This is a genomic window from Pseudomonas sp. 2FG, assembly GCF_005502935.1.
In the GTDB taxonomy this organism is placed as follows: domain Bacteria; phylum Pseudomonadota; class Gammaproteobacteria; order Pseudomonadales; family Pseudomonadaceae; genus Aquipseudomonas.
Genome location: NZ_SCMP01000026.1, coordinates 1 through 22,372 on the forward strand (window position 1 = coordinate 1; position 22,372 = coordinate 22,372).

General features: G+C 63.2%; 22 protein-coding genes and 2 tRNA genes. 12 read left to right on the forward strand and 12 right to left on the reverse strand.

Annotated elements, in window-relative coordinates; genetic code table 11:
* Nucleotides 1-174: 174 nt before the first annotated feature.
* Nucleotides 175-567, forward strand: a complete 393-nt coding sequence (locus FFS13_RS18845; RefSeq protein WP_137820594.1) for a hypothetical protein — start codon at nucleotides 175-177, stop codon at nucleotides 565-567.
* Between the two features lie 48 nt (nucleotides 568-615).
* Here the strand turns inward: FFS13_RS18845 and FFS13_RS18850 are convergent, their stop codons facing one another.
* A complete protein-coding gene (locus tag FFS13_RS18850) occupies nucleotides 616-822 on the reverse strand; it encodes a hypothetical protein (protein ID WP_137820595.1) in 207 nt (68 codons plus the stop codon).
* A gap of 198 nt (nucleotides 823-1,020) precedes the next feature.
* Entirely contained in the window at nucleotides 1,021-2,238 is a 1,218-nt protein-coding gene (locus FFS13_RS18855) for a virulence factor BrkB family protein (RefSeq protein ID WP_137820596.1), read from the reverse strand.
* A 119-nt stretch (nucleotides 2,239-2,357) separates the two neighbouring features.
* Between FFS13_RS18855 and arsC the strand changes: the two genes are divergently transcribed.
* Genes arsC through FFS13_RS18870 form a run of 3 tightly spaced genes read left to right on the forward strand, consistent with a single transcriptional unit; the run spans nucleotide 2,358 to nucleotide 3,716 of the window.
* Nucleotides 2,358-2,711, forward strand: a complete 354-nt coding sequence (arsC, locus tag FFS13_RS18860) for an arsenate reductase (glutaredoxin) (RefSeq protein WP_137820597.1) — start codon at nucleotides 2,358-2,360, stop codon at nucleotides 2,709-2,711.
* The gene (gene wrbA / locus FFS13_RS18865) at nucleotides 2,708-3,313 is read left to right on the forward strand and encodes an NAD(P)H:quinone oxidoreductase (RefSeq protein WP_137820598.1); all 606 of its coding nucleotides are present in this window, start codon (nucleotides 2,708-2,710) and stop codon (nucleotides 3,311-3,313) included. Before arsC ends, wrbA begins: the two co-directional genes overlap by 4 nt.
* Entirely contained in the window at nucleotides 3,306-3,716 is a 411-nt protein-coding gene (locus FFS13_RS18870) for a DUF2069 domain-containing protein (RefSeq protein ID WP_137820599.1), read from the forward strand. Before wrbA ends, FFS13_RS18870 begins: the two co-directional genes overlap by 8 nt.
* Before the next feature lie 85 nt (nucleotides 3,717-3,801).
* Here FFS13_RS18870 and hda read toward each other — a convergent pair whose 3' ends face one another.
* The 3 genes from hda to FFS13_RS18885 are packed head-to-tail and all read right to left on the reverse strand — an operon-like array spanning nucleotide 3,802 to nucleotide 6,684.
* A complete protein-coding gene (gene hda, locus FFS13_RS18875) occupies nucleotides 3,802-4,506 on the reverse strand; it encodes a DnaA regulatory inactivator Hda (RefSeq protein ID WP_137820600.1) in 705 nt (234 codons plus the stop codon).
* Nucleotides 4,503-5,594 (reverse strand): AI-2E family transporter, encoded by a 1,092-nt coding sequence (locus FFS13_RS18880; protein ID WP_137820601.1) that lies wholly within the window; start codon nucleotides 5,592-5,594, stop codon nucleotides 4,503-4,505. The genes hda and FFS13_RS18880 overlap by 4 nt, the downstream gene beginning before the upstream one ends.
* Nucleotides 5,595-5,640: 46 nt before the next feature.
* Nucleotides 5,641-6,684: a DUF2066 domain-containing protein gene (locus FFS13_RS18885; protein ID WP_137820602.1), complete on the reverse strand. Its 1,044-nt coding sequence runs from the start codon at nucleotides 6,682-6,684 to the stop codon at nucleotides 5,641-5,643.
* 370 nt (nucleotides 6,685-7,054) lie between these two features.
* Here FFS13_RS18885 and purM point away from each other — a divergent pair, with 370 nt between their 5' ends.
* From purM to FFS13_RS18900, 3 genes are read left to right on the forward strand one after another with little or no spacing between them, the layout of a single operon-like run.
* Entirely contained in the window at nucleotides 7,055-8,113 is a 1,059-nt protein-coding gene (gene purM / locus FFS13_RS18890) for a phosphoribosylformylglycinamidine cyclo-ligase (RefSeq protein WP_137820603.1), read from the forward strand.
* Nucleotides 8,113-8,763, forward strand: a complete 651-nt coding sequence (gene purN / locus FFS13_RS18895; RefSeq protein WP_137820604.1) for a phosphoribosylglycinamide formyltransferase — start codon at nucleotides 8,113-8,115, stop codon at nucleotides 8,761-8,763. Before purM ends, purN begins: the two co-directional genes overlap by 1 nt.
* Nucleotides 8,764-8,771: 8 nt before the next feature.
* Entirely contained in the window at nucleotides 8,772-9,488 is a 717-nt protein-coding gene (locus FFS13_RS18900; RefSeq protein WP_137820605.1) for a DUF3108 domain-containing protein, read from the forward strand.
* A 179-nt stretch (nucleotides 9,489-9,667) separates the two neighbouring features.
* Here the strand turns inward: FFS13_RS18900 and FFS13_RS18905 are convergent, their stop codons facing one another.
* The 5 genes from FFS13_RS18905 to cysM form a co-directional block, all read right to left on the reverse strand.
* Complete coding sequence (locus FFS13_RS18905; RefSeq protein ID WP_137820606.1) at nucleotides 9,668-10,207, reverse strand: DUF2058 domain-containing protein; 540 nt, start codon at nucleotides 10,205-10,207, stop codon at nucleotides 9,668-9,670.
* A 57-nt stretch (nucleotides 10,208-10,264) separates the two neighbouring features.
* On the reverse strand, nucleotides 10,265-11,101 hold the full coding sequence (mazG, locus tag FFS13_RS18910) for a nucleoside triphosphate pyrophosphohydrolase (protein ID WP_137820607.1): 837 nt from the start codon (nucleotides 11,099-11,101) through the stop codon (nucleotides 10,265-10,267).
* A gap of 189 nt (nucleotides 11,102-11,290) precedes the next feature.
* Complete coding sequence (relA, locus tag FFS13_RS18915; protein ID WP_137820608.1) at nucleotides 11,291-13,534, reverse strand: GTP diphosphokinase; 2,244 nt, start codon at nucleotides 13,532-13,534, stop codon at nucleotides 11,291-11,293.
* Between the two features lie 93 nt (nucleotides 13,535-13,627).
* Entirely contained in the window at nucleotides 13,628-14,980 is a 1,353-nt protein-coding gene (gene rlmD / locus FFS13_RS18920; protein ID WP_137820609.1) for a 23S rRNA (uracil(1939)-C(5))-methyltransferase RlmD, read from the reverse strand.
* A 2-nt stretch (nucleotides 14,981-14,982) separates the two neighbouring features.
* Nucleotides 14,983-15,885 carry a cysteine synthase CysM gene (gene cysM / locus FFS13_RS18925; protein WP_137820610.1) on the reverse strand — a complete coding sequence of 301 codons (903 nt, stop codon included), beginning with the start codon at nucleotides 15,883-15,885 and terminating at the stop codon, nucleotides 14,983-14,985.
* A gap of 187 nt (nucleotides 15,886-16,072) precedes the next feature.
* On the opposite strand from cysM, the gene FFS13_RS18930 reads away from it, so the two are divergent.
* The 3 genes from FFS13_RS18930 to FFS13_RS18940 all read left to right on the forward strand — a co-directional run bounded on the left by FFS13_RS18930 (nucleotide 16,073) and on the right by FFS13_RS18940 (nucleotide 19,794).
* Nucleotides 16,073-18,826, forward strand: a complete 2,754-nt coding sequence (locus FFS13_RS18930; RefSeq protein ID WP_137820611.1) for a response regulator — start codon at nucleotides 16,073-16,075, stop codon at nucleotides 18,824-18,826.
* Nucleotides 18,827-18,937: 111 nt separating this feature from the next.
* Nucleotides 18,938-19,372, forward strand: coding sequence for a hypothetical protein (locus FFS13_RS18935; RefSeq protein ID WP_137820612.1), 435 nt, complete (start codon nucleotides 18,938-18,940; stop codon nucleotides 19,370-19,372).
* Between the two features lie 17 nt (nucleotides 19,373-19,389).
* Nucleotides 19,390-19,794 (forward strand): META domain-containing protein, encoded by a 405-nt coding sequence (locus FFS13_RS18940; protein WP_137820613.1) that lies wholly within the window; start codon nucleotides 19,390-19,392, stop codon nucleotides 19,792-19,794.
* Nucleotides 19,795-19,952: 158 nt separating this feature from the next.
* Here the strand turns inward: FFS13_RS18940 and dinB are convergent, their stop codons facing one another.
* Nucleotides 19,953-21,008, reverse strand: coding sequence for a DNA polymerase IV (gene dinB, locus FFS13_RS18945; protein ID WP_137820614.1), 1,056 nt, complete (start codon nucleotides 21,006-21,008; stop codon nucleotides 19,953-19,955).
* A 137-nt stretch (nucleotides 21,009-21,145) separates the two neighbouring features.
* Here dinB and FFS13_RS18950 point away from each other — a divergent pair.
* Together FFS13_RS18950 and FFS13_RS18955 are read left to right on the forward strand one after the other, a co-directional pair.
* Nucleotides 21,146-21,222, forward strand: a tRNA-Met gene (locus tag FFS13_RS18950).
* Between the two features lie 126 nt (nucleotides 21,223-21,348).
* Nucleotides 21,349-21,425 (forward strand) — tRNA-Met (locus FFS13_RS18955).
* Nucleotides 21,426-21,479: 54 nt separating this feature from the next.
* On the opposite strand, the gene FFS13_RS18960 is transcribed toward FFS13_RS18955, so the two are convergent.
* Nucleotides 21,480-22,316: an enoyl-CoA hydratase/isomerase family protein gene (locus tag FFS13_RS18960; RefSeq protein WP_137820615.1), complete on the reverse strand. Its 837-nt coding sequence runs from the start codon at nucleotides 22,314-22,316 to the stop codon at nucleotides 21,480-21,482.
* Between the last annotated feature and the right edge of the window lie 56 nt (nucleotides 22,317-22,372).

Here is a 22,372-nt window from a genome sequence, read left to right on the forward strand (position 1 = left end):
CCTCGTCACCCCCTCGGTCGCCCGCCATCCTCTGAAGCTGGCGTAGAGGGTGAAACTGCGAGACGGGTCACGTCAGCCAGCGGCCAAGCGCACAGTTTGACTGGCACTGTCGTGCTTATACTCGTGCACGACTCGTACCCTGCATTCGATCCGCTATCAGCACGGAAGCCCGCCATGTCCCAAGCCCACGACCAGCTGATCGGTCCAGTGCCGTCCCGCATCGCCGACTCAGCCCGCACGCTAGTCGCACCTTACGAAGGGCGAGTAGCCGAATACAACATCGCCGCATGGCTGCAGCTACCCGGCCTGGCCAATCTGCCGGTGTCGTTATTGGTCAGCTACCACGATGGCGACAGCCGTCGCGAGGTGCTGGTGGATCACGGCAAAGTCAGTGTCCAGCACAAGATCCTGCTGTCCGGCATCGCGCGCCTGCCGGTCAAACAGAAGATCCAAGACATGCAGATTTGCCTGCGCTCGGCAGTGCCGGCGCCCAGTCTGATCGTCGAAGAGTTATTCGTGCAGGCCGTGGAACCGGCCAGCGCCGAGAGCCGCCAAGCCCAGGCCTGATGGCCGCCGTGCAGAGCCAAGCCCCGCGCCCAGCCGCGTGTTTGTTGCTCAGCGCTGCGCAACGCTGGAACTGGTTGGAATTGCAACGGCGAGGTCGTTGGCCTCCTGTTCAGCAGCGTCGGCCTGCAGCGACTGTTGCACCAGAGACTCGGGCCACTGCGCAAAACGCAGGCCGGTAAGCCGATTAAGCCGCGCCAATGCCTGCTGCGGATCCCACTGCTGCAAGTGGATCACCTTGCCCTTAGTTCTGCTCATAGCCCCCATAGTTCCTCGGCCAGTCCGTGCCCCGCTGGCAGTTCGATAGCAATCGCTTACCGAGAGAGCCAAAAGCGTGCCAACCTCCAGATCATCGGCCTTACGGCCTCAGCGCCGGCCTTGAACCTGCGCGGCAGTAGCTATGCGCCGCAAACTGACATTTTTCGTCATCAGTTGGCTTGCGCACGGCGACCGAGCTTACTTAGTCGCTTGTAGCCATTGCGCCAAGCTACCGCCAAATAGCGCCGCCTGTTCCTCATGCAGCATTTCCAACGCCGCGCGCAGCCCCGGATACCAAGCCTCATCCAGCTGCGCCGGCAGTAGCCTCAGGCGCGGCAAGGGCCAAGGACTGTGGCTGAGCAGTTGATGCAGGCTGTATTGCGTCAGATCGCGGCACAGCACCCAGCCCCCGCCACTGGCTCGACAGATCAGTTGCTCGCGCTCGAGGAAATCGAGGATCTCGTCCCACTCGTCCTCCGGTAGCTGCCAACCTTGATTCTGCACATCGCTATGGCGCACCAGTTGACCGCGTAGCTGGCAATCATGGAATACCCGCAGAATGCCCAGCACCACCAACAGCCTGGGCACCGCACGACGCCGCCAATGCCGCGATGACGACAGGTTGCACACCAACTCGGCACCAAACAGCACGATCAGCCAAGACAGGTAGATCCACAGCAGGAACAGCGGCACGGTCGCGAAGGCGCCGTAGATCAACTGGTAACCGGGAAACAGGCGGACATACAGGCCGAACAGCATCTTCGCCACCTCGAACAACACCGCGGCAAACACCCCACCGAGCAGCGCATGCTTGAGTGGCACCCGAGCGTTGGGCACCGCGGCATAAATCAGCGTGAACGCCGCCACACTGGACAACAGCGGCATGAAGCCAAGCAAGGTCTTGGCCCCGATCAGCGCATCCGGCCCGGAAATCAAGGACAGCGAAGTGATGTAGGTGCTCACCGCGAAGCCGACGCCCAACAGCAGCGGGCCGAGGCTGAGAATCGCCCAATACAGCAAGAAGCTGGAGATGCCACGCCGCGGTTGGCGCACCCGCCAGATGGTGTTGAGCGCCTTCTCCACCGTTACCAGCATGGCAAAGGCGGTCACCGCGAGTAAAACCACACCGATCCAGGTCAGTTGCCGCGCCTGGGTGGTGAAGTCTCTCAGATATTCCTGCACCGTTTCACCGGACGAGGGCAAAAAATTGCGGAAGATAAAATTCTGAATTTCCTCGCCAACGCCCTGAAAAGCCGGGATCGCGGAAAGCATGGCGAAGGTCACCGTCATCATCGGCACCACCGCAAACAGGGTGGTGTAGGTCAGTGCCGCAGCGCTATTGGGCCCATGGTCGGCGAGAAAGCGCCGCAGCAGAAAGCGCCAGAATTCCACGACATCATCGAAGCGTTGGCGCATGCCCTCTCCTTAGCGATTGACGAACGCGGCCTAACAGACTGCAAACCTTGCGCCCTGTTCAGACAGAGGCACCGACGCGGTTAGAATAGCCGCCACCTTATGCAAGATGCGACCCGCACATGACCGATCTGACGCTCTATCACAACCCGCGCTGCTCGAAATCCCGCGGCGCGCTGGAACTGCTCGAAGCCCGCGGCCTCGCGCCGACCCTAGTGCGCTATCTGGAAACCCCGCTGAGCGCCGTCGAACTGCAGGACCTGCTAGGCAAGCTCAAGCTGTCTGCACGGCAGTTACTGCGCAGCGCCGAGGACGAATACAAAACCCTGAACCTGGCGGATCCCAGCCTCAGTGAAGAACAACTGATCGCCGCCATGGTCGCCCACCCCAAGCTGATCGAGCGGCCGATTCTGGTCGTGGGTAGCAAGGCCATCATCGGCCGCCCGCCGGAGAGAGTGCTGGAGATTCTGCCGTGAGCCAGCCCTATATCCTGGTGCTCTATTACAGCCGCAACGGCGCCACCGCCGAGATGGCCCGACAGATTGCCCGCGGCGTCGAGCTGACCGGCATGGAAGCGCGCCTGCGCACGGTGCCGGCGGTCTCCACCGAGTGCGAAGCCATAGCCCCAGCCATTCCTGCCGAAGGGGCGCTCTACGCCAGCCTGGATGACCTGAAGAACTGCGCAGGCCTGCTCTTAGGCAGCCCGACCCGCTTCGGCAATATGGCCGCGCCGCTGAAATACTTCCTCGACGGCACCAGCAGTCTCTGGCTGACCGGCGGGCTGGTCGGCAAACCAGCCGGCGTCTTCACCTCCACCGCCAGCCTGCACGGCGGTCAGGAGACTACCCTGCTGTCCATGCTGCTACCGCTGCTGCACCACGGCATGCTGATCACCGGTCTGCCTTACAGCGAGCAGGCACTGTTCGAGACCCGCGGCGGCGGCACGCCCTACGGCGCCAGCCACCATGCCGGCACCGATGGCAAACGCCCGCTGGATGAACACGAGATCACCCTGTGCCGCACCCTCGGCCAACGCCTGGCACAGACCGCGCAGCGTTTGGAGAACCACCGTGGCTAAAACCCCCAAGCCCCTACCGGCCCTGAGTTGGCTGGCGCCACGCCTGGCCCTCAGCCGCGCGCTCAGTTTGCTCAGCTTTGGCGGCTTAGCGCTGTTGCTGCTGATCTGGAACCTGGTCTACGCCGACCTGCATGGCGCGCGCCCCTGGGTGATTTTGAGCATCGAACTGGCGCCCCTGCTGATACTCGCCCCCGGTTTACTGCTCGGCAGCGCGCGGGCCCACGCCTGGACCTGCTTCGTGGTCAACCTGTACTTCATCAAAGGCGTGCTCGCCGCCTTCGATCCCAGTCGCAGCTGGCTCGGCTGGAGCGAAACACTGCTCAGTCTGACGCTGTTCTGCGCGGCGCTGCTCTATACGCGCTGGCGCTTCCAGTACGACCGTAAACTGGCGGGAGAAAGCTGAGTCCGTAGGGTGCACTCGCCCGCAGGGCAGTGCACCGCTCGCGGCCTGGTGGATTGCCGCAGCGCGGCGAATCCACCCTAGGGTCTCACCAGCCGAGGATTTCTTTCAGAAAGGGAATGGTCAGCTTGCGTTGCGCCTGCAGGGAGGCCTGATCCAAGCGCTCCAACAGTTCGAACAACGCACTCATGCTGCGCGTGCCGCGCGTGAGGATGAAGCGGCCGACTTCGTCGGTCAGGTGCAGACCACGACGCGAGGCGCGCAGCTGCAGGGCGCGCAGCTTGTCTTCGTCGGACAGTGACTGCAGCTGGAAGACCAGCGCCAGGGTCAGGCGTGACTGCAGGTCTGGCAATTGCACCGGCAGCTCCCGTGGCGAAGCGGCGGCGGCCAGCAGCAACCGGCGACCACTATCACGCAGACGGTTGAACAGGTGGAACAGCGCCTCTTCCCAGTCGGCGCGACCGGCAACCGCATCCAGATCATCCAGACAGACCAGCTCGCACTGCTCCAGGTTGTCCAGCAGCTCCGGGCCGTAATCCGCCACCTCCGCCAACGGCAGATACACGGCCTGCTCGTCACGTTGTTCAAAGCGCAAACAGGCGGCCTGCAGCAGATGGCTACGGCCGACGCCGTCACCACCCCAGAGGTAGATCAGACTTTCCGCCCAGCCGGCCTCGGCCTCGCAGAGGCGCTCGACATAGCCGAGCGCCGCGGCATTCGCGCCGGGATAGTAGTTGGCAAAGGTGGCGTCATCGCGCAGACGCACACCCAGAGGGAGCTGAATCGGTTTCATGCAGGGCTGGGCGGCTCGTCGGAACCGCCGGAGGACTCTCGATAAAGAGCGGAAAGTTTATAGAAATCATGAGCATGACGCAGCAATACCATGATCACCGCGGCAACCGGCAACGCTAATAGTACGCCAGTGAAGCCAAATAACTGGCCGCCGGCGAGAATCGCAAAGATCACCGCCACCGGATGCAGGCCGATGCGGTCGCCCACCAACAAGGGCGTTAACAGCATGCCTTCGAGCAATTGACCGGCCATAAAGACCGCCGCAATCCCCAGCAAGGGATAAAACTCACCGCCAAACTGAAACAGCCCGGCAGTGACCGCGGCGCCAATGCCCACGACAAAGCCCATGTAGGGCACGATGCTGGCCAAGCCAGCAATCAGGCCGATCAACAGCCCCAACTCCAGGCCCACCAGCATCAAGCCGCTGGCGTAGATAATCCCCAGCGCCAGCATCACCAGCAACTGGCCACGCAGGAAGGCGCCCAGCACTTCATGGCACTCGCCAATCAGTTGCACGACCCAACCTTCGCGGCTGCGTGGCAGCAGGCTGCGCAGCTTGGCCACCAGCAGGTCCCAGTCCCGCAGCAGATAAAAGCTCACCACCGGAATCAGCAGCAAGTTGCCCAACCAAGCGAGCAACGCCAGACTCGATGCGGTGGCCTGCGCCAGCACGGCCCCGACTATGTCGGTGGTCTTGCCCAGATGCTCGGAGAAAGCCGCCTTGAGCTGATCGAAACGCCAAAAACCATCCGCCAGCCCCAGTTGCGCCTGCGCCCAAGGCAAGGCCGTATGCTGCAACCAGTCGAGCATCTGCGGCGCCAACTCATAGAGGCGCAGCAACTGCCGGCCCAACAGCGGCAGCAGCACCAAGAGCAGCACCAGCAACACCAGGCTGAACAAGCCGAACACCACGACCACCGCCCAGGTGCGCGAGAGCTTCCAGCGCTCCAACCGATCCACCAGCGGATCGCCCATGTAGGCCAGCAACACGCCAATCAGAAAGGGGGAAAGAATCGGCTGCAGCAGGTACAGCAGCCAACCGAGCAGAAACAGCCCGGCAATCCATAGCCAGTGGCGTGAATCAGTCATGCTCAAAGCCTCGCAACAGGAAATTTACCCAGCCCAGGCCGGATGACTACCAACGGTAACGCAGTACAGCCGCGCGCGGCTGTTGCATGGGCGCCGCAACGGCCGTCGGGGCCTGCCCGGCCTCTACCGGCGCAGCCTCGGCCGGCATTTCCTGTAGATGCGCCAGGGCCAGTTGCGCACGCAACTGCTCGGCGCTGGCCTTGACCCTATAGCTCAGACGCTCGCCTTCGACCTTCTGCAGACGGGCATCGAACGGCTCGAGCAAGCGTTGCAGCTCGGCGTAACGGGCCAGAGTGGCGCCCTGCACCTCCAGGATCAGGCTCTCGGCCGCGCCCGGAGCGGCGACAAAGCGCGGCGCCAGGCGCTCGCTGATGGCCAAAAACACCGCATCCGCCAGCGCATCCGCGTCGGCGCCCTGGGCGCTGCCCTGCTCGCGGCTATCGCCTAGCCACAGGCGCCACTGTGCCTGCCACTGGCCCGCTTCCTCATGGGCATTGACCGCCAGCAAGGCATCCGCCGCATAGCGCTCGGAGGCCGGACGCAGCGCATCGGCCTGGGTGGCGGCGAGGTTTTCCGCCGTAGCGAGCAGTTGCTCATTCAAATCCGCCAGTGGCAGGCGCAGCGGCAAACCACGGTGCTGGGCGGCACGGCGCAACGGCGCGGCACTGGCTTGGCCGTCACCGACCAGACTGCTGCCTTCGGTGGCATTATTCAGCCACCACGTCAGGATCGCCGGGCGGTTGGTGCCCCATAACGACAAGCCGGCTTGGCGCAGGCTGCGGTCGCTGCTGATCGGGTCGAAGTCGACCACCAGCAACTGCGGCGGGCCACTTTCGTAGCCGTACTGGCTGATCACCTGCTGTGGATCCTTGCGCAATTCGGCCAGGGCCGGATTGCTCGGCGCCTGGCTATCGCCGGTAAGACGCAACACCAGCGTATCCAACGCGCGGCTCAGCGCCGCGGCACGCTCCTCGGGCTGTTGGCTGGCGACCGGCTCGCGTACCTGATACAGGTCGCCGACCGTTTCGGCAAAAGAGGGCAGGCTGATGAGCGACAGACAGAGGACAAACAGGCGGGCAATGACGCGCATTGGGCTCTCGCAAGGCTTAAGGGCGACGGAAAGGCTCTACCTTAAACAGCCGCCCGCAGGCCGGCAACCAGTGCCTGCCTGACAACCCAGCATCCGGCACTCTCGCTATCCCTGATCGGCACTGATCTTCACCAGAGCTGACTAAACCCAGCCCCCATTTCGCTCGATATAGGGCGCGCCTTCGTGACTGATTTACCCGGGCATCACCGCAGTTCGTCGGCTTAACTACCCGGCAAACCCGCCACTACCCACTTGAGTGACAGGCTCCGATGGCTGCTGGCGGGCAAGCCTGATAAAATCGCGCGCCTTCGCAGACCGGCGACCGCAGTACCCGGTCGATCCCCGAACTTCCCTTAAAGGCCCTGGATCTATGAGCAAGCAACCCTCCATTAGCTACAAGGACGCCGGTGTAGATATCGACGCGGGCGAAGCCCTGGTCGAACGCATCAAAAGCGTGGCCAAGCGCACCGCACGTCCGGAAGTGATGGGCGGCCTGGGAGGCTTCGGCGCCCTCTGCGAGATCCCCGCCGGTTACAAGCAGCCGGTACTGGTCTCCGGCACCGACGGCGTCGGCACCAAGCTGCGCCTGGCGCTGAACCTGAACAAGCACGACAGCATCGGCATCGACCTGGTCGCCATGTGCGTCAATGACTTGGTGGTGTGCGGCGCCGAGCCGCTGTTCTTCCTCGACTACTACGCCACCGGCAAACTCAACGTCGACACCGCCGCCCAAGTGGTCACCGGCATCGGCGCCGGCTGCGAGCTGGCTGGCTGCTCCCTGGTCGGCGGTGAAACTGCCGAGATGCCCGGCATGTACGAAGGCGAAGACTACGACCTGGCCGGCTTCTGCGTCGGCGTGGTGGAGAAAGCCGAGATCATCGACGGTTCCAAGGTGCAGGCCGGCGACGCCCTCATCGCCCTGCCCTCCTCCGGCCCGCACTCCAACGGCTATTCGCTGATCCGCAAGATCATCGAAGTCGCCGGCGCCGACATCGAAAACATCCAGCTCGACGGCAAGCCGCTCACCGAGCTGCTGATGGCGCCGACCCGGATCTACGTCAAACCGCTGCTCAAGCTGATCAAGGACACCGGCGCGGTCAAAGCCATGGCCCATATCACCGGCGGCGGTCTGCTGGATAACATCCCGCGCGTGCTGCCGGAAGGCGCGCAAGCGGTGGTCGATGTGGCCAGCTGGAAACGCCCGGCGGTGTTCGACTGGCTGCAAGAACAAGGCAACGTCAACGAAGTGGAAATGCACCGGGTCCTCAACTGCGGCGTGGGCATGGTCATCTGCGTCGCTCAAGAGCAGGTCGAAACGGCGCTGCAAACCCTGCGCGAGGCCGGCGAACAGCCCTGGCTGATTGGCCAGATTGCCGCCTGCGCGCAAGGCGCGGAGCGTGTGGTACTGAACAACCTGAAAGGCCACTGATGCCGGCACGCTGCGATGTAGTCGTGCTGATCTCTGGCTCCGGCAGCAACCTGCAGGCGCTGATCGACACTCTCCAGGCCGGTGACAATCCGGCCCGGATTCGCGCAGTGATCGCCAACCGCGCCGACGCCTATGGCCTGGAGCGGGCGAAAGCCGCCGGCATCGACAGCCAAGTCCTCGATCACAAAGCCTTTGCCGGCCGCGAGGCCTTCGATGCGGCGCTGATTGAGCTGATCGACAGCTTCACGCCGCAACTGGTGGTGCTGGCGGGCTTTATGCGCATCCTCAGCCCGGACTTCGTCCGCCACTACCAAGGCCGCCTGCTGAATATCCACCCCTCGCTGTTGCCCAAATACAAGGGCCTGCACACGCACCAACGGGCGCTGGAGGCTGGCGACAGCGAACATGGCTGCAGCGTGCACTTCGTCACCGAGGAACTCGATGGCGGTCCACTGGTCGTACAGGCGGTAATCCCGGTACGGTCGGATGACTCGCCGGAAAGCCTGGCCGCCCGCGTGCATGTGCAGGAACACCAGATTTACCCGTTGGCCGTGCGCTGGTTTGCCGAAGGCCGCTTGCATCTTGGTCCACAGGGCGCAATGCTGGATGGCCAGCCCTTACCGGCCACCGGCCACCTGATTCGAACCTAGGAGACTCTATGCGTCGCGCCCTGTTGTTCGTCCTCGCCGTGCTTACCCTGCCGGTGCAGGCCCTGGAGCTCAAGCCCTTCTCCGCCAGCTACACCGCCGACTGGAAGCAGCTGCCCGTCAGCGGCACCGCTTCACGCAACCTCAAGCGCCAGGATGGCGGGCGCTGGCTGCTCAACTTCGAAGCCTCCATGCTGGTCGCCAGCGTCACCGAGGAAAGCACCTTCCGCATCGAGAATGACAGCTTCCTGCCGCTGACCTACCACTACGACCGTAGCGGCCTGGGTAAAGGCAAACAAGTCGAGTTCGACTTCGACTGGAGCGCGAAGCAAGTCATAGGTACCGACCGCGGCGAGCAAGTCTCTCAGCCACTCAACCGTGGCCTGCAGGACAAATCGACTTATCAACTGGTACTCCAGCACGATGTGGCCGCCGGCAAGAAGAGCATGAGCTACCAAGTCATCGACGGCGACGAGATAGAGACCTACGACTTCCGCGTACTGGCCGAAGAGACCGTGCGCACCAAGGCTGGCTTGGTCGACGCGATCAAGGTCGAGCGCGTGCGTGACCCGACGCAAAGCAGCCGCAAGACCGTGCTCTGGTTCGCCAAGGATTGGGATTTCCTGCTGGTGCGCCTGCATCAAGTGGAAAAGGACGGCAAGGAATACCAGATCATGCTCAAGGACGGCTCGGTGGACGGCAAGCCGGTCCAGGGCCGCAGCGAGTAATACTCAAGACATAAAAAAGCCGGGCAATGCCCGGCTTTTTTATGTCTTGAGGGTTATTCCAGCTCTATTTCAAAAGTAGAACGCGAAGGCAAGCGAGCAGCGACGAGACAGTACAGGTAGTACGGCGAGGAGCTGCGTAGCGCTGCCGACAAAGTTATACGAATGAAAGAGAGTTGGAATCACCACATCAGATCGTCTGGCACCTGGTAAGCCGCATAGGGATCGTCCGCATCCGGCGCCTCGGTCGGGGTGTTGAGCAGTATCACCCGGCGCGGATCGCGCTCTTGGATCTTCAACGCGGCTTCACGCGGGATCACTTCATAACCGCCGCCATGCTGAACTATGGCCAAGGAACCACGGCTCAGCTTGTCACGCATCAGGTTGTTGACGGAGAGGCGCTTGACCTTCTTATCGTCGACGAAGTTGTAGTAATCCTCGGTGGTCAACTTCGGCAGACGACTCTGCTCGATCAGTTGCTTGATCTGCGCGGCCTCGGCCTTCTTCTGCGCCTTTTCCTGCTGCTGGCGGTTCAATTCCTGATCGCGCGCGGCCTTCTCGGCCATGGCTTGCAGGGCGGCACGCTGCTGCGAATCGTCGACCTCGATTTGGCCTTTGTGCTCCAGGCGTTTCTGCTTCTGTTTTTCTTTGCCGACCTGCTTGGCCTGCTTTTGGTTGACCAGGCCGGCTTTCAGCAATTGGTCGCGGAGAGAAAGACTCATAACCTACCTTTGCACAACGAATGAGAGATGTAGGGTGGGCCTCACCCACCCTACGCACTATGAACCGCAACCTAGGCCGTCTTTTTCCTGGCGTTTGGCTTCGCCCCACAACGCATCCAGTTCTTCGAGGCTGCAATTCTCAATGGGCCGACGGGTTTCGCGCAATGCCTGTTCGATAAATCGAAAACGGCGCTCGAACTTGCCATTGGCGCTGCGCAGCGCAGTTTCCGGATCGACCTTCAGGTGCCGCGCCAGGTTGACCACCACGAACAACAGATCGCCAACTTCCTCGGCCAGCGCCTGTGGGTCGCTCTCGCTCATGGCCTCCAGCACTTCGTCCAGCTCTTCGCGGACCTTGTCCACCACCGGCAAGGCCTCCGGCCAATCGAAGCCGACCTGGGCCGCGCGCTTCTGCAACTTGACCGCACGGGACAAAGCCGGCAGCGCCGTCGGCACATCATCCAGCAATGACAGTTGCTCGGGAGCTGCGGCTTTCTGCGCACGCTCTTCGGCTTTCAGTTCTTCCCAGCGCTGCTTGACCGCCGCCTCCTCCAGCCTGGCCACATCTGGCGCGCCATACAGGTCGCCATCGGAAAATACGTGGGGATGGCGGCGAATCAGCTTGCGGGTGATGCCGTCCACCACCGCGGCGAACTCGAAACGCCCGTCTTCCTTGGCCAGCTGGCTGTAATACACCACTTGAAACAGCAGATCGCCGAGCTCGCCGGGCAGATGCTCGAAGTCGCCGCGCTCGATGGCATCGGCCACCTCATAGGCCTCCTCGATGGTATGGGGGACTATGCTGGCGTAGCTCTGTTTGAGGTCCCAAGGGCAGCCGTACTGCGGATCGCGCAGGCGGGCCATCAGGTGCAGCAGGTCTTCAAGTTTATACACTGGCTACTCCATACACTTGAGCGTCGCGAGCGAAGAGCTGGCTAGGCAGCGGCCGCTCCCGGCGGCCTGCTGCATTCCCCACATCCCTGTGGGTCGCGAAGACCTTCCGAAAAAGCGGAGTTGGCTCTAGCCAATGAGCATTTTTCGGGAGGCCTTCAACAACGCCAGGTGCGCGCAGCCCGCAGCAGCTCAAGAAGCTCGGTTGCGACGGACCTCGATGATATTCGGTAGCTGGGAAATCCGCCCCAACAGACGACCGAGTGCATCCAACCCCGGAATCTCGACGGTCAACGACATGGCGGCGGTGTTGTCCTCCTTGTTCGAGCGAGTGTTGACCGCCAGCACATTGATCTTCTCGTTGAGCAGCACCTGGGAGACGTCGCGCAGCAAGCCTGAGCGATCATAGGCGCGGATGATGATGTCCACCGGATAGGTCTGCACCGGCACCGGGCCCCAACTGACCTGGATGATCCGCTCCGGCTCACGCCCACCCAGTTGCAGCACCGAGGCGCAGTCCTGGCGATGGATGCTGACGCCACGCCCGAGGGTGATGTAACCGACGATCGCATCGCCCGGCAGCGGCTGGCAGCAGCCGGCCATTTGCGTCAGCAGGTTGCCGACGCCCTGGATCTGTATGTCGCCGCGCTTGCCTGGCTTGTGGCCGGTGGGGCGCCGTGGGATCAGCTCCAACTGCTCGTTGCCACGCTCCGGCTCAAGCAGTTGCTGCGCGGCGTTGACCAGCGGCGCCAGACGCAGGTCACCGGCACCGAGGGCGGCAAACATATCCTCGGCGGTTTTCAGGTTGGCCTTCTCCGCCAGGCGCTCGAAGTCCACGTGCGGCAGCGCCAGGCGGCCCAGCTCCCGCTCGAGCAACGCCTTGCCGGCGGCGACGTTCTGGTCGCGGTCCTGCAACTTGAACCAGTGCACGATCTTCGCCCGCGCCCGCGAAGTGGTGACGTAACCGAGGTTAGTGTTCAGCCAGTCACGGCTCGGCGTGCCGTGCTTACTGGTGATGATCTCCACCTGCTCGCCGGTCTGCAGGCTGTAGGTCAGCGGCACGATGCGCCCGTTGATCTTGGCGCCGCGGCAGTTGTGGCCGATTTCGGTGTGCACCCGGTAGGCGAAGTCCAGCGGCGTCGCGCCCTTGGGCAGGTCGATGGCGTGACCGTCCGGGGTGAACACGTAGACCCGATCCGGCTCGATATCCACCCGCAACTGCTCGGCCAGCCCGCCGATGTCGCCAAGCTCCTCGTGCCATTCGAGAACCTGACGCAGCCAGGAGATTTTCTCTTCGTAATGGTTGGAGCCGGATTTGACGTCGGTGCCTTTATAGCGCCAGTGCGCGCAGACGCCCAACTCGGCTTCCTCGTGCATGGCGTGGGTGCGGATCTGCACTTCCAGCACCTTGCCTTCCGGGCCGATCACCGCGGTATGCAGCGAGCGGTAACCGTTCTCCTTGGGGTTGGCGATGTAGTCGTCGAACTCTTTCGGGATGTGCCGCCAGAGGGTATGCACTATGCCCAGCGCGGTGTAGCAGTCGCGCATCTCCGGCACCAGCACGCGCAACGCGCGCACGTCATAGATCTGGCTGAACTCCAGACCCTTGCGCTGCATTTTGCGCCAGATCGAATAGATGTGTTTGGCCCGCCCGCTGATATCGGCCTGCACGCCGGTGGCGGCCAGCTCGGTTTTAAGCTGCGCCATCACCTCGGTAATAAACCGCTCACGATCCAGCCGCCGCTCGTGCAGCAGCTTGGCGATCTGTTTGTATTGCTCGGGCTCCAGGTAGCGGAAGGACAGATCCTCCAGCTCCCACTTGATATGGCCGATGCCCAGCCGGTGCGCCAGTGGCGCGTAGATATCGAAGACTTCGCGGGCCACCCGATGGCGCTTTTCGTCATCGGCGTGCTTGATCGCGCGGATCGCGCAGGTGCGTTCGGCCAGCTTGATCAGCGCGACGCGGACATCGTCGACCATCGCCACCAGCATCTTGCGCAGGTTTTCCACCTGGGCCTGGGTGCCGAGCACCAGGGACTCGCGCGGGTTGAGGCTGGCGCTGATCGCCGCCATGCGCAGCACGCCTTCGATCAGCTTGGCGACCACCGAGCCGAAACGCTGATGGACCGAGGCCAGGGTGATCTTGCCCTCACGCACGCCGCGATAAATGACGGCCGCGACCAGAGAATCCTGATCGAGCTTGAGGTCGGCGAGGATTTCGGCGATCTCCAGGCCGGTGCGGAAACTGGAGGTACCTTCGGCCCACAGATTCTGTGCGGCATTGGCTTGCTGCTCGGCCTCACGGGCGAACTCGCAAGCCGCCTTCAAGGCCTCACGATCCAACGCCGGATCGACGCTGACCGCATGATCGAGCCAGGCCTCTAGGTTGATGCTGCCGTCCGTATTGATCGGTTGCTGCGCTCTAACCTGTACCATCGTTTACCTTCCCTAAGTCGTGCGGCAAACACGCCGCCTGACTTCATAGAAAATCGCCAGCCTTCTCTGGACTGGTCGGATTACGCGAACTTCCTAGTCCGCCTCGAATAACGCCATCGCCTCGACATGTGCCGTCTGCGGAAACATATCGAGGATTCCGGCACGTTTTAGCCGGTAGCCCTGCCGCACCAACTCAGCCGCATCGCGCGCCAGAGTCGCCGGATTGCAGGACACATACACCACTCGCTTGGCGCGCAAAGCGCCGATTTGCCGAACCACTTCCAGCGCACCGTCGCGCGGTGGGTCCAGCAGTACCGCGGAGAAACCCTGGGCCGCCCAAGGGGCGTCGGCCAGCGGGTTCGACAGGTCCGCCTGGAAAAACTGCGCGTTGTGCAGACCATTGGCCGCGGCGTTACTCGCCGCCCGTTCGACCATGGCCGCGACACCTTCCACCGCCACCACTTCGCGCACCTGGCGGGCCAGCGGCAGGGCAAAATTGCCCAGGCCACAGAATAGATCCAGCACCCGCTCATCGCGTTGTGGCGCTAACCAGTCTAGCGCCTGCGCGATCATCGCCTCATTCACCGGCGCATTCACCTGGACGAAATCGCCGGGGCGATACTCCAACTGCAAATCCCAAGCCGCCAGACGATAGCCCAGCACCTGCGCGCAATCGACCGGCTGCGGCTCACCGACGCCATGCAGCCACAATTGCGCGCCGTGCTCGGCACAGAAGACCTGCAACAGCGCCAGGTCGGCGTCCGGCAGCGGCGCGGTATGGCGCACCAAAACGGCGCTGGCCGTGCCACTGAACAGCTCGACATGCCCCAGCGCTTGCGGTTTGGCCAAGCCACGCAGCAGCTGCGGTAAGGCGCGGATAATCGGCTGCAAGGGCTGTACCAGTACCAGGCAATCGGCGATGGCCACTATGTCCTGGCTGGCCGCCGCGCGAAAACCGACATCCAGGTGTTTAGCCTTGGCATCCCAGCGCACCGCAATGCGCGCGCGGCGGCGATAGGCGAACTCCGGGCCGACCAGCGCCGGCGCCCACTCGTCCGGCTGCAGCCCGGCGATTCGACTCAGTTGCTCGGCCAACAGGCGCTGCTTCAAGGCCAGCTGCTCGCTGTGCGGCAGGTGCTGCAGGGTGCAGCCGCCACAGCGCCCCGCATGGGCGCAGGGCGCGACACGCCGCTGCGGGGCGGCGGTGAAAATCCGTTCGGCGCGCGCCTCGACGACCTGACTGCGGGCAGCGAGCACGCGGGCTTCCACCTGCTCATCCGGCAGGCCGCCGGCGACGAACCAGGTGCGCCCCTCGAAGAACGCGATGCCGCGCCCGTCATTGGCCAGGCGCTCGATGGTCAGGCGCTGTTTCTTGCCCAGCGGAATTTGTGGCGTGCGAGTACCGCCGCTCGGCTGGAAGCGCAAATCGCCGCTACGTTTAGCCATGATTAGCGTGGGTCATCGTAGACGCCGGTGGATAGATAACGGTCGCCGCGGTCGCAGATGATCGCCACGATGACGGCATTCTCCACTTCACGCGACAAGCGCAAGGCGGCTGCCACCGCGCCACCGGAGGAAACGCCACAGAAGATGCCTTCCTCGCGGGCCAGCCGACGCATCACGTCTTCCGCTTCGCTCTGCAACATATCGACGATGCGGTCGACGCGCTCGGCCTGATAAATCTTCGGCAGATACTCCTCTGGCCAGCGACGGATGCCCGGAATCGCCGAGCCTTCCAGCGGCTGCAAACCGACGATCTGAATCGCCGGGTTCTGTTCCTTGAGGTAACGCGACACCCCCATGATGGTGCCGGTGGTGCCCATGGAGCTGATGAAGTGCGTGATGCTGCCCTGGGTCTGGCGCCAGATTTCCGCGCCCGTACCGTTGTAATGGGCGATCGGGTTATCGCCATTGGCGAACTGATCGAGCACCTTGCCCTTGCCTTCGGCCTGCATGCGTTCGGCCAGGTCGCGGGCACCTTCCATGCCCTCTTCCTTGCTGACGATGATCAGCTCGGCGCCATAGGCGGTCATCGCCGCCTTGCGCTCGGCGCTCATGTTGTCCGGCATGATCAGGATCATCCGGTAACCCTTGATCGCGGCGACCATGGCCAGCGCGATCCCGGTGTTGCCGGAGGTCGCTTCGATCAGGGTATCGCCGGGTTTGACTGCGCCACTGAGTTCGGCGCGGGTGATCATCGACAGCGCCGGGCGGTCTTTCACCGAGCCCGCCGGGTTATTGCCTTCCAATTTCACCAACAAGGTGTTGCTGGTGGCACCCGGCAAGCGTTGCAGGCGCACCAGCGGCGTGTTGCCGACGCAATCGGCGATAGTGGGGTACTGCAGGGTCATGGCGTCTTCGCAATCCAGGCTGCGGGGGCACCCATGATAGCGGCAAACTGCCGAGCGCCATAACACCCGAACACGGCTGCTTATTACAGGTTGTTATAAGGACAGCGTTCGCCTCTTGTTCGCACAAAGGCAAGCGCTACACTGCCGGCCTGAGCCCATAGAACCAGTGCAACGCGGGAGGATGATTGTGTTCAAGGATCTTGGCATCAAGGGCCGCGTATTACTGCTCACTCTGTTACCCACCAGCCTGTTGGCGCTGGTGCTGGGTGGCTATTTCACCTGGGTGCAGCTGTCCGACCTGCACGCGCAGTTACTCCAGCGTGGGCAGATGATCGCCGAGCAACTGGCCCCTCTGGCCGCCCCCGCGTTGGCGCGCAACGACACCCAGCTGCTCAACCGGATCGCCAGCGAGGCCCTGGATCAGCCGGATGTGCGTGCCGTGCGCTTTCTCTCCGCCGACCATGCGCGCCTGGCGCACGCCGGTCCGAGCATGCTCAACCCAACGCCGGAGGGCGACGGCAACCAGTTGCTGCAGCGCAGCGGCAAGGATGCGACACGCTTTCTGCTGCCGGTGCTCGGCCGCCATCGCAGCCTGGCCGGCGACCCGACAGCCGATGACCCCGAACGCCTGCTGGGCTGGGCCGAGCTGGAGTTATCGCACCACGGCACCTTACTGCGCGGCTACCGCAGCCTGTTCGCCAGCCTGCTGTTGATTGTCGCCGGGCTCGGCGTCACCGCACTGCTGGCCCTGCACATGAGCCGCACGATCAACGAGCCGCTGCGGCGGATCAAGCAGAGCGTCAGCCAACTCAAGGAAGGCCGTTTGGAAACCCGCCTGCCACCGCTCGGCAGCCATGAAATGGACGAACTGGCCTCGGGCATCAACCGCATGGCCGAGTCGCTGCAAAACGCCCAGGAAGAACTGCAGCACAGCATCGACCAGGCCACCGAAGACGTCCGGCAGAACCTGGAAACCATCGAAATCCAGAACATCGAACTGGACTTCGCGCGCAAGGAGGCCCTGGAGGCGAGCCGGATCAAATCCGAGTTCCTCGCCAACATGAGCCATGAGATCCGCACCCCACTCAATGGCATTCTCGGCTTCACCAACCTGCTGCAAAAAAGCGCGCTGACGCCGCGCCAGCAGGACTACCTGGGCACCATCGAGAAATCCGCCGACAGCCTGCTGGGGATCATCAACGAAATCCTCGACTTCTCGAAAATCGAAGCCGGCAAACTGGTGCTGGAAAATATCCCCTTCAACCTGCGTGATGTGCTGCAGGACGCCCTCACCATCCTCGCCCCGGCCGCCCACGCCAAGCAGCTGGAACTGGTCAGCCTGGTCTACCGCGACACCCCGCTGTCGTTGATCGGTGACCCCCAACGATTGAAACAGGTGCTGACCAACCTGGTCAGCAACGCGATCAAGTTCACCCGCAAAGGCACCATCGCCCTGCGGGCCATGGTCGAGGACGAAAGCGCCGATCGCGCCCAACTGCGCATCAGTGTGCAGGACACCGGCATCGGCCTGTCCGATGAGGATCTGCGGGCGCTGTTCCAGGCCTTCAGCCAGGCGGACAACTCGTTGTCGCGGCAAGCCGGCGGCACCGGCCTCGGCCTGGTGATCTCCAAGCGTCTGATCGAACAGATGGGCGGCGAAATCGGCGTCGCCAGCACCCCCGGCGAAGGCTCGGAATTCTGGATCAGCCTGAGCCTGCCGAAAGCCCGCGATGACGCCGAAGACCTGCCGCGGGCGCCACTGCTCGGCCGCCGCGTGGCCATCCTGGAAAGCCATGAACTGGCGCGCCAGGCCCTGCAACACCAGTTGGAAGACTGCGGCCTGCAGGTGTTGCAGTACCACCACCTGGACAGCCTGCTGGAAGCCGTGGCCGCACAGCGACACGGCGACAGCTCGATTGGCTTGGCCGTACTCGGCGTGACCGCCCAAGAGCTGCCGCCGGAACGCCTGAGCCAGCGCATCTGGGACCTCGAGCGCCTCGGTTGCAAGAGCCTGGTGCTCTGCCCGACCACCGAACAGGCGCTCTATCACGAGTCCCTGCCCGACGCCTACAGCCAACTGCAAGCCAAACCGGCCTGCACCCGCAAGCTGCAGCGCGCCCTGGCGGAGCTGGTCAGCCCGCGCCACCTGCGCGTAGAAACCGCCAGCACGCCGGCCAGCCGGCCGCCATGCCTGCTCTGCGTCGACGACAACCCGGCCAACCTGTTGCTGGTGCAAACCCTGCTCGGTGACATGGGTGCCGAGGTTAGCGCCGTCGACAGTGGCTACGCCGCCCTCGCGATCCTCCAGCAGAAGTCCTTCGACCTGATTTTCATGGACGTGCAAATGCCGGGCATGGACGGCCGGCAAACCACCGAGGCCATCCGTCAGTGGGAAGCCGAACGCGAGACCGGGCCAATACCCATCATCGCGCTCACCGCCCATGCCCTGGCCAACGAAAAACGCGCGCTGCTACAAGGCGGCATGGACGACTACCTGACCAAGCCGATCGGCGAGCGGCAGTTGGCCCAAGTGGTGCTCAAGTGGACCGGCCTGGCGCTGCGCAACCACGGCCCGGAACGCTCCGCGCAGAGCTCAGCAGCCCAGCTCAACCAGCGCGTCCTGGACGCCGAAGAGGGCCTGCGCCTGGCCGCCGGCAAGGCCGAGCTGGCCGCCGACATGCTGAGCATGCTGCTCGCCTCGCTGGAGGCGGATCGTCACGCCATTCGCCAAGCCCGCGCTGCGGACGACCGCAGCGCCTTGATCGAACGGGTGCATCGCCTGCACGGCGCCACCCGTTATTGCGGCGTCCCGCAACTGCGAGCCGCCTGCCAGCGCAGCGAAACCCTGCTCAAGCAAAACGATCCGGCCGCCAGCATGGCGCTGGACGAGCTGGACGCCGCCATCACCCGACTGGCGAGTGAGGCCCACACCAACGCCTAGGCCGGTGGCACAGGTAGGCCGCTGGGCGGCCGCGGAGTCGGGTCGGACCCTAGGCCGTGTTAAGCTGCCGGCCTTATATTTCCTCTTAGATAGCGACTGAAACCAGCTCCCATGGCCGAACACGACTTCCGCTACAACCTGCTCAACCCCGAGCACACCCTGATCGAATGCCGCGCCCTGGCGCCGGGTCGTTATCAAGTCACCGGCAACGGCGGCTCGATCCAGAGCGGCGACAGCCTGCTGGTGACCCTCAAAGGCAGCCGCGACCTGAGCATGCGCCTGAACGTGGACAAGGTTCGCCACCTGATCAACCCAGCCGGGCAGTGGGTCGCCGTGGCGCAAGGGCCGGCGTTCGGCGAATTGGCTATCCTGAATTGGCAGGTCAACTGCGACGGTTGCGGCGTACAGCTGGATTTCGAGTTCGCCGTCGACTCCGCGCTCGGCAAAAAGGCCCAGGCGCCGGCCGCCGAGGCCCGCATTCGCGAACTGCACTGGCAGAACAGCAACGGCCGTCACCTGTGCCCCCAATGCCAAAAAGATCAATAGCGCCAAAAGGATGCCCAATGCAACGCACCCTCGCCCTCAGCCTGCTCGCCACCAGCCTGCTCGGCTGCGCCAGCGACGCCCTGGTGCTGGAACAAGACAGCACCTACCAGGTGGAATGGATCGGCGAACGCCCGCTGATCGACAACAGCCACCTGACCCTGACCCTGGGCGCAGACGGCCGCGCCTATGGCAGTGCGGGCTGCAACCACTGGTTCGCGTCCTATGCAATGCAAGGCGAGCAACTCAGCTTCGGCCAAGCCGGCAGCACCCGCAAAATGTGCGCCCCGGCGTTGATGGAGCAGGAGGCCCGCTTCCTCGAGGCGCTGGGCAAGGTTCAACGCTGGGACGTTTCGCCGATCGACCAGCTACGCCTGTGGCCGGCGCAAGGCAAACCTATCCGCGTGTGGCCGGAAAAGGGCTGATAGAGGTTCTTCACGGATCCGCGAGGGAACCTGAGGTGCGTAGGGTGGAAAACCCGCAAAGCGGTTTTCCACCATAAGGTATCCAGTCTGCCTCGTTGGTGGCTAAGAAGAACGTTATCCACCCCACGTCGATTGATGACCCCAGGTAGGGAATACGCTCAGCGAGCGAACAGCTCCAACTGCTCGCTCACCCGCCGTAGATCGACCAGCCGCACACCGACCCCGATCAGCCGCACCGGCTTGCCGCCACGCTCGAATGCGCTGCTCAGCAACTTCCGATAACTGTCCAGATCGCGCGCGGCGCCGGCCTGCTCGAGGGTGGTCTGGGTGAAGTCATGGAATTTCAATTTAACGAAAGGTTTGTCCGCCCGGTAACTGCCATCCAGCCGCGCCATGCGTTCGTTCAACAGTTCCAGCAAGCCCGGTAAACGCTCCAGGCAAGCCGGCAGATCGGGCAGATCCTTGTCGTAGGTGTTTTCCACGCTCAGGGTCTGGCGGCGGCTATCGACCTGCACCGCGCGCTCGTCGATGCCGCGCGCCAGGTTCCATAGGCGTTCACCAAAGCTGCCGAACTCGCGCACCAACGCCAGCTTGCTCCACTCGCGCAGATCCAGACAGCTGATGATCCCCAGGCGCCCGAGCTTGTCCGCGGTGACCTTGCCCACCCCGTGCAGCTTGCTGACCGGCAGCGCCGAGACGAAGCCGTCCACCTCATCCGGGGTAATCACGAATAAACCGTTGGGCTTGCGCCAGTCACTGGCGATCTTGGCGAGGAACTTATTCGGCGCCACCCCGGCGGACACTGTGATGTGTAGCTGCAGCGAGACCCGCCGCCGAATGTCCTGGGCAATACGCGTGGCGCTACCGGAAAAGTGTGGGCAATCCGAGACATCCAGAAAGGCCTCATCCAGCGACAAAGGCTCGATGATCTCGGTGTATTCGCGAAAGATCGCCTGAATCTCCCGCGAGACCTCCTTATAGACCTCCATCCGCGGTCGGACTATCAGCAGATCCGGGCACAGCTTCAGCGCCTGCCGTGAGGACATAGCCGAGCGCACCCCGTAAGCCCGCGCTTCATAGTTACAGGTGGCGATGACTCCACGTCGATCCGCCGCGCCGCCGACCGCCAAGGGTTTATTGGCCAGGCGCGGGTCGTCGCGCATCTCGATGGCGGCGTAAAAGCAGTCGCAGTCGACGTGGATAATCTTGCGCACGGAAAGTCCGGTAAGCCCCGCCCAGCATGGCCTGGAGCCTCGCAGTGTAGCACCAGGTCCGCGCTAAGCATCTGAACAAGCAACAGTTTTTCAAAACTAAAGGTTGACAACCGAGCGTTCGGCTGTAGAATTGGCGGCGCGGGATGGAGCAGTCTGGTAGCTCGTCGGGCTCATAACCCGAAGGTCGTCGGTTCAAATCCGGCTCCCGCAACCAAACATTTAAAGGGTCACTTGCAAAAGTGGCCCTTTTTTGTGCCTGTCGTTTCAGCAAGCACTTAAGTCTTTGATCCAAAAGCAAAATAGTGGTTGACAGGGCAGCGCTCGGCTGTAGAATTGGCGGCGCGGGATGGAGCAGTCTGGTAGCTCGTCGGGCTCATAACCCGAAGGTCGTCGGTTCAAATCCGGCTCCCGCAACCAAACATTTAAAGGCCACTTGAAAAAGTGGCCTTTTTTGTTTCTGGCGTTCCTGAATCAGCTCAGCTGCTCGGGATAGCGCGCCAGCAATGCCCCCAGCTGGCGCTCCAACTCGCCATCGGCTTGCCCACCCTGGGCCAGCATCCACTCGACGCGCCGCACGGTTTCTGCCGAAGCCATCTCGGCGATGAAGCGCTGCGACTCATCGGCCAAAGCGGCCGAATCCAATTGCGTGCACTGCCCGACCACGGCTTTGGCATGGGCAATACCGCCAGCGGGGAAGCTGGCGATACGCCGCGCCAAGGCTTCGGTAAAGGGTCGTAGCTCTGCATCCGCCAGCGCGCGATTGATCCAGCCATAACGCTCGGCGGTCTCGGCGTCGTAGTCATCCCCGCTCAAACAAACCTCCAGCGCCCGACCACGGCCGAGCATCTGCGCCAGCCGCACAGTGCCCCCGGCCCCCGGATGTAAACCCACCGCCACTTCCGGCTGGCCGAGCAGCGCCCGCTCGCGGGAGGCGAAACGCATATCCAGCGACAACAGAAACTCACTGCCGGCACCACGGGCACGCCCCTGCAACTCCCCGATGGTGACTTGCGGCAAACGCGCAAAGCGACTGAACAACGCACTCAACAGGCTTGCCTCACCGGCAGGTGGCAAGGCTGGCGCCCGCTCACCGACCTGCCCGGCCAAATCGAAGTGAGCGATGAAGAAATCCGGATTGGCGCTGCGAAACAGCACAACCCGAGTGGCGCTGTCCTGTTCCAGCTCTTTGACCAGTCGCAACAGATCGACCACCACTTGGCGATCGAGCAGGTTAATCGGCGGATGGTCAAAGCTGATGATGGCGACGCCCGCCTCATCATCACGCTGCAGGCTGCTATAGGGGCTCATAAGTGCTTCTCCGATTGATCTGCCGCGAGCATGCGGCGCAGCAAGCAGCGCTCGGA

Excerpts from the sequence above, each read along its gene's own strand:
- FFS13_RS18935 (WP_137820612.1), top strand. The coding sequence starts at position 18,938 with ATGGCCGAACACGACTTCCGCTACAACCTGCTCAACCCCGAGCACACC.
- FFS13_RS18885 (WP_137820602.1), bottom strand. The coding sequence starts at position 6,684 with ATGCGCGTCATTGCCCGCCTGTTTGTCCTCTGTCTGTCGCTCATCAGC.
- FFS13_RS18900 (WP_137820605.1), top strand. The coding sequence starts at position 8,772 with ATGCGTCGCGCCCTGTTGTTCGTCCTCGCCGTGCTTACCCTGCCGGTG.
- FFS13_RS18960 (WP_137820615.1), bottom strand. The coding sequence starts at position 22,316 with ATGAGCCCCTATAGCAGCCTGCAGCGTGATGATGAGGCGGGCGTCGCC.
- hda (WP_137820600.1), bottom strand. The coding sequence starts at position 4,506 with ATGAAACCGATTCAGCTCCCTCTGGGTGTGCGTCTGCGCGATGACGCC.
- FFS13_RS18850 (WP_137820595.1), bottom strand. The coding sequence starts at position 822 with ATGAGCAGAACTAAGGGCAAGGTGATCCACTTGCAGCAGTGGGATCCG.
- purM (WP_137820603.1), top strand. The coding sequence starts at position 7,055 with ATGAGCAAGCAACCCTCCATTAGCTACAAGGACGCCGGTGTAGATATC.
- FFS13_RS18880 (WP_137820601.1), bottom strand. The coding sequence starts at position 5,594 with ATGACTGATTCACGCCACTGGCTATGGATTGCCGGGCTGTTTCTGCTC.
- FFS13_RS18905 (WP_137820606.1), bottom strand. The coding sequence starts at position 10,207 with ATGAGTCTTTCTCTCCGCGACCAATTGCTGAAAGCCGGCCTGGTCAAC.
- arsC (WP_137820597.1), top strand. The coding sequence starts at position 2,358 with ATGACCGATCTGACGCTCTATCACAACCCGCGCTGCTCGAAATCCCGC.
- purN (WP_137820604.1), top strand. The coding sequence starts at position 8,113 with ATGCCGGCACGCTGCGATGTAGTCGTGCTGATCTCTGGCTCCGGCAGC.
- FFS13_RS18845 (WP_137820594.1), top strand. The coding sequence starts at position 175 with ATGTCCCAAGCCCACGACCAGCTGATCGGTCCAGTGCCGTCCCGCATC.
- FFS13_RS18855 (WP_137820596.1), bottom strand. The coding sequence starts at position 2,238 with ATGCGCCAACGCTTCGATGATGTCGTGGAATTCTGGCGCTTTCTGCTG.
- relA (WP_137820608.1), bottom strand. The coding sequence starts at position 13,534 with ATGGTACAGGTTAGAGCGCAGCAACCGATCAATACGGACGGCAGCATC.
- FFS13_RS18940 (WP_137820613.1), top strand. The coding sequence starts at position 19,390 with ATGCAACGCACCCTCGCCCTCAGCCTGCTCGCCACCAGCCTGCTCGGC.
- rlmD (WP_137820609.1), bottom strand. The coding sequence starts at position 14,980 with ATGGCTAAACGTAGCGGCGATTTGCGCTTCCAGCCGAGCGGCGGTACT.
- cysM (WP_137820610.1), bottom strand. The coding sequence starts at position 15,885 with ATGACCCTGCAGTACCCCACTATCGCCGATTGCGTCGGCAACACGCCG.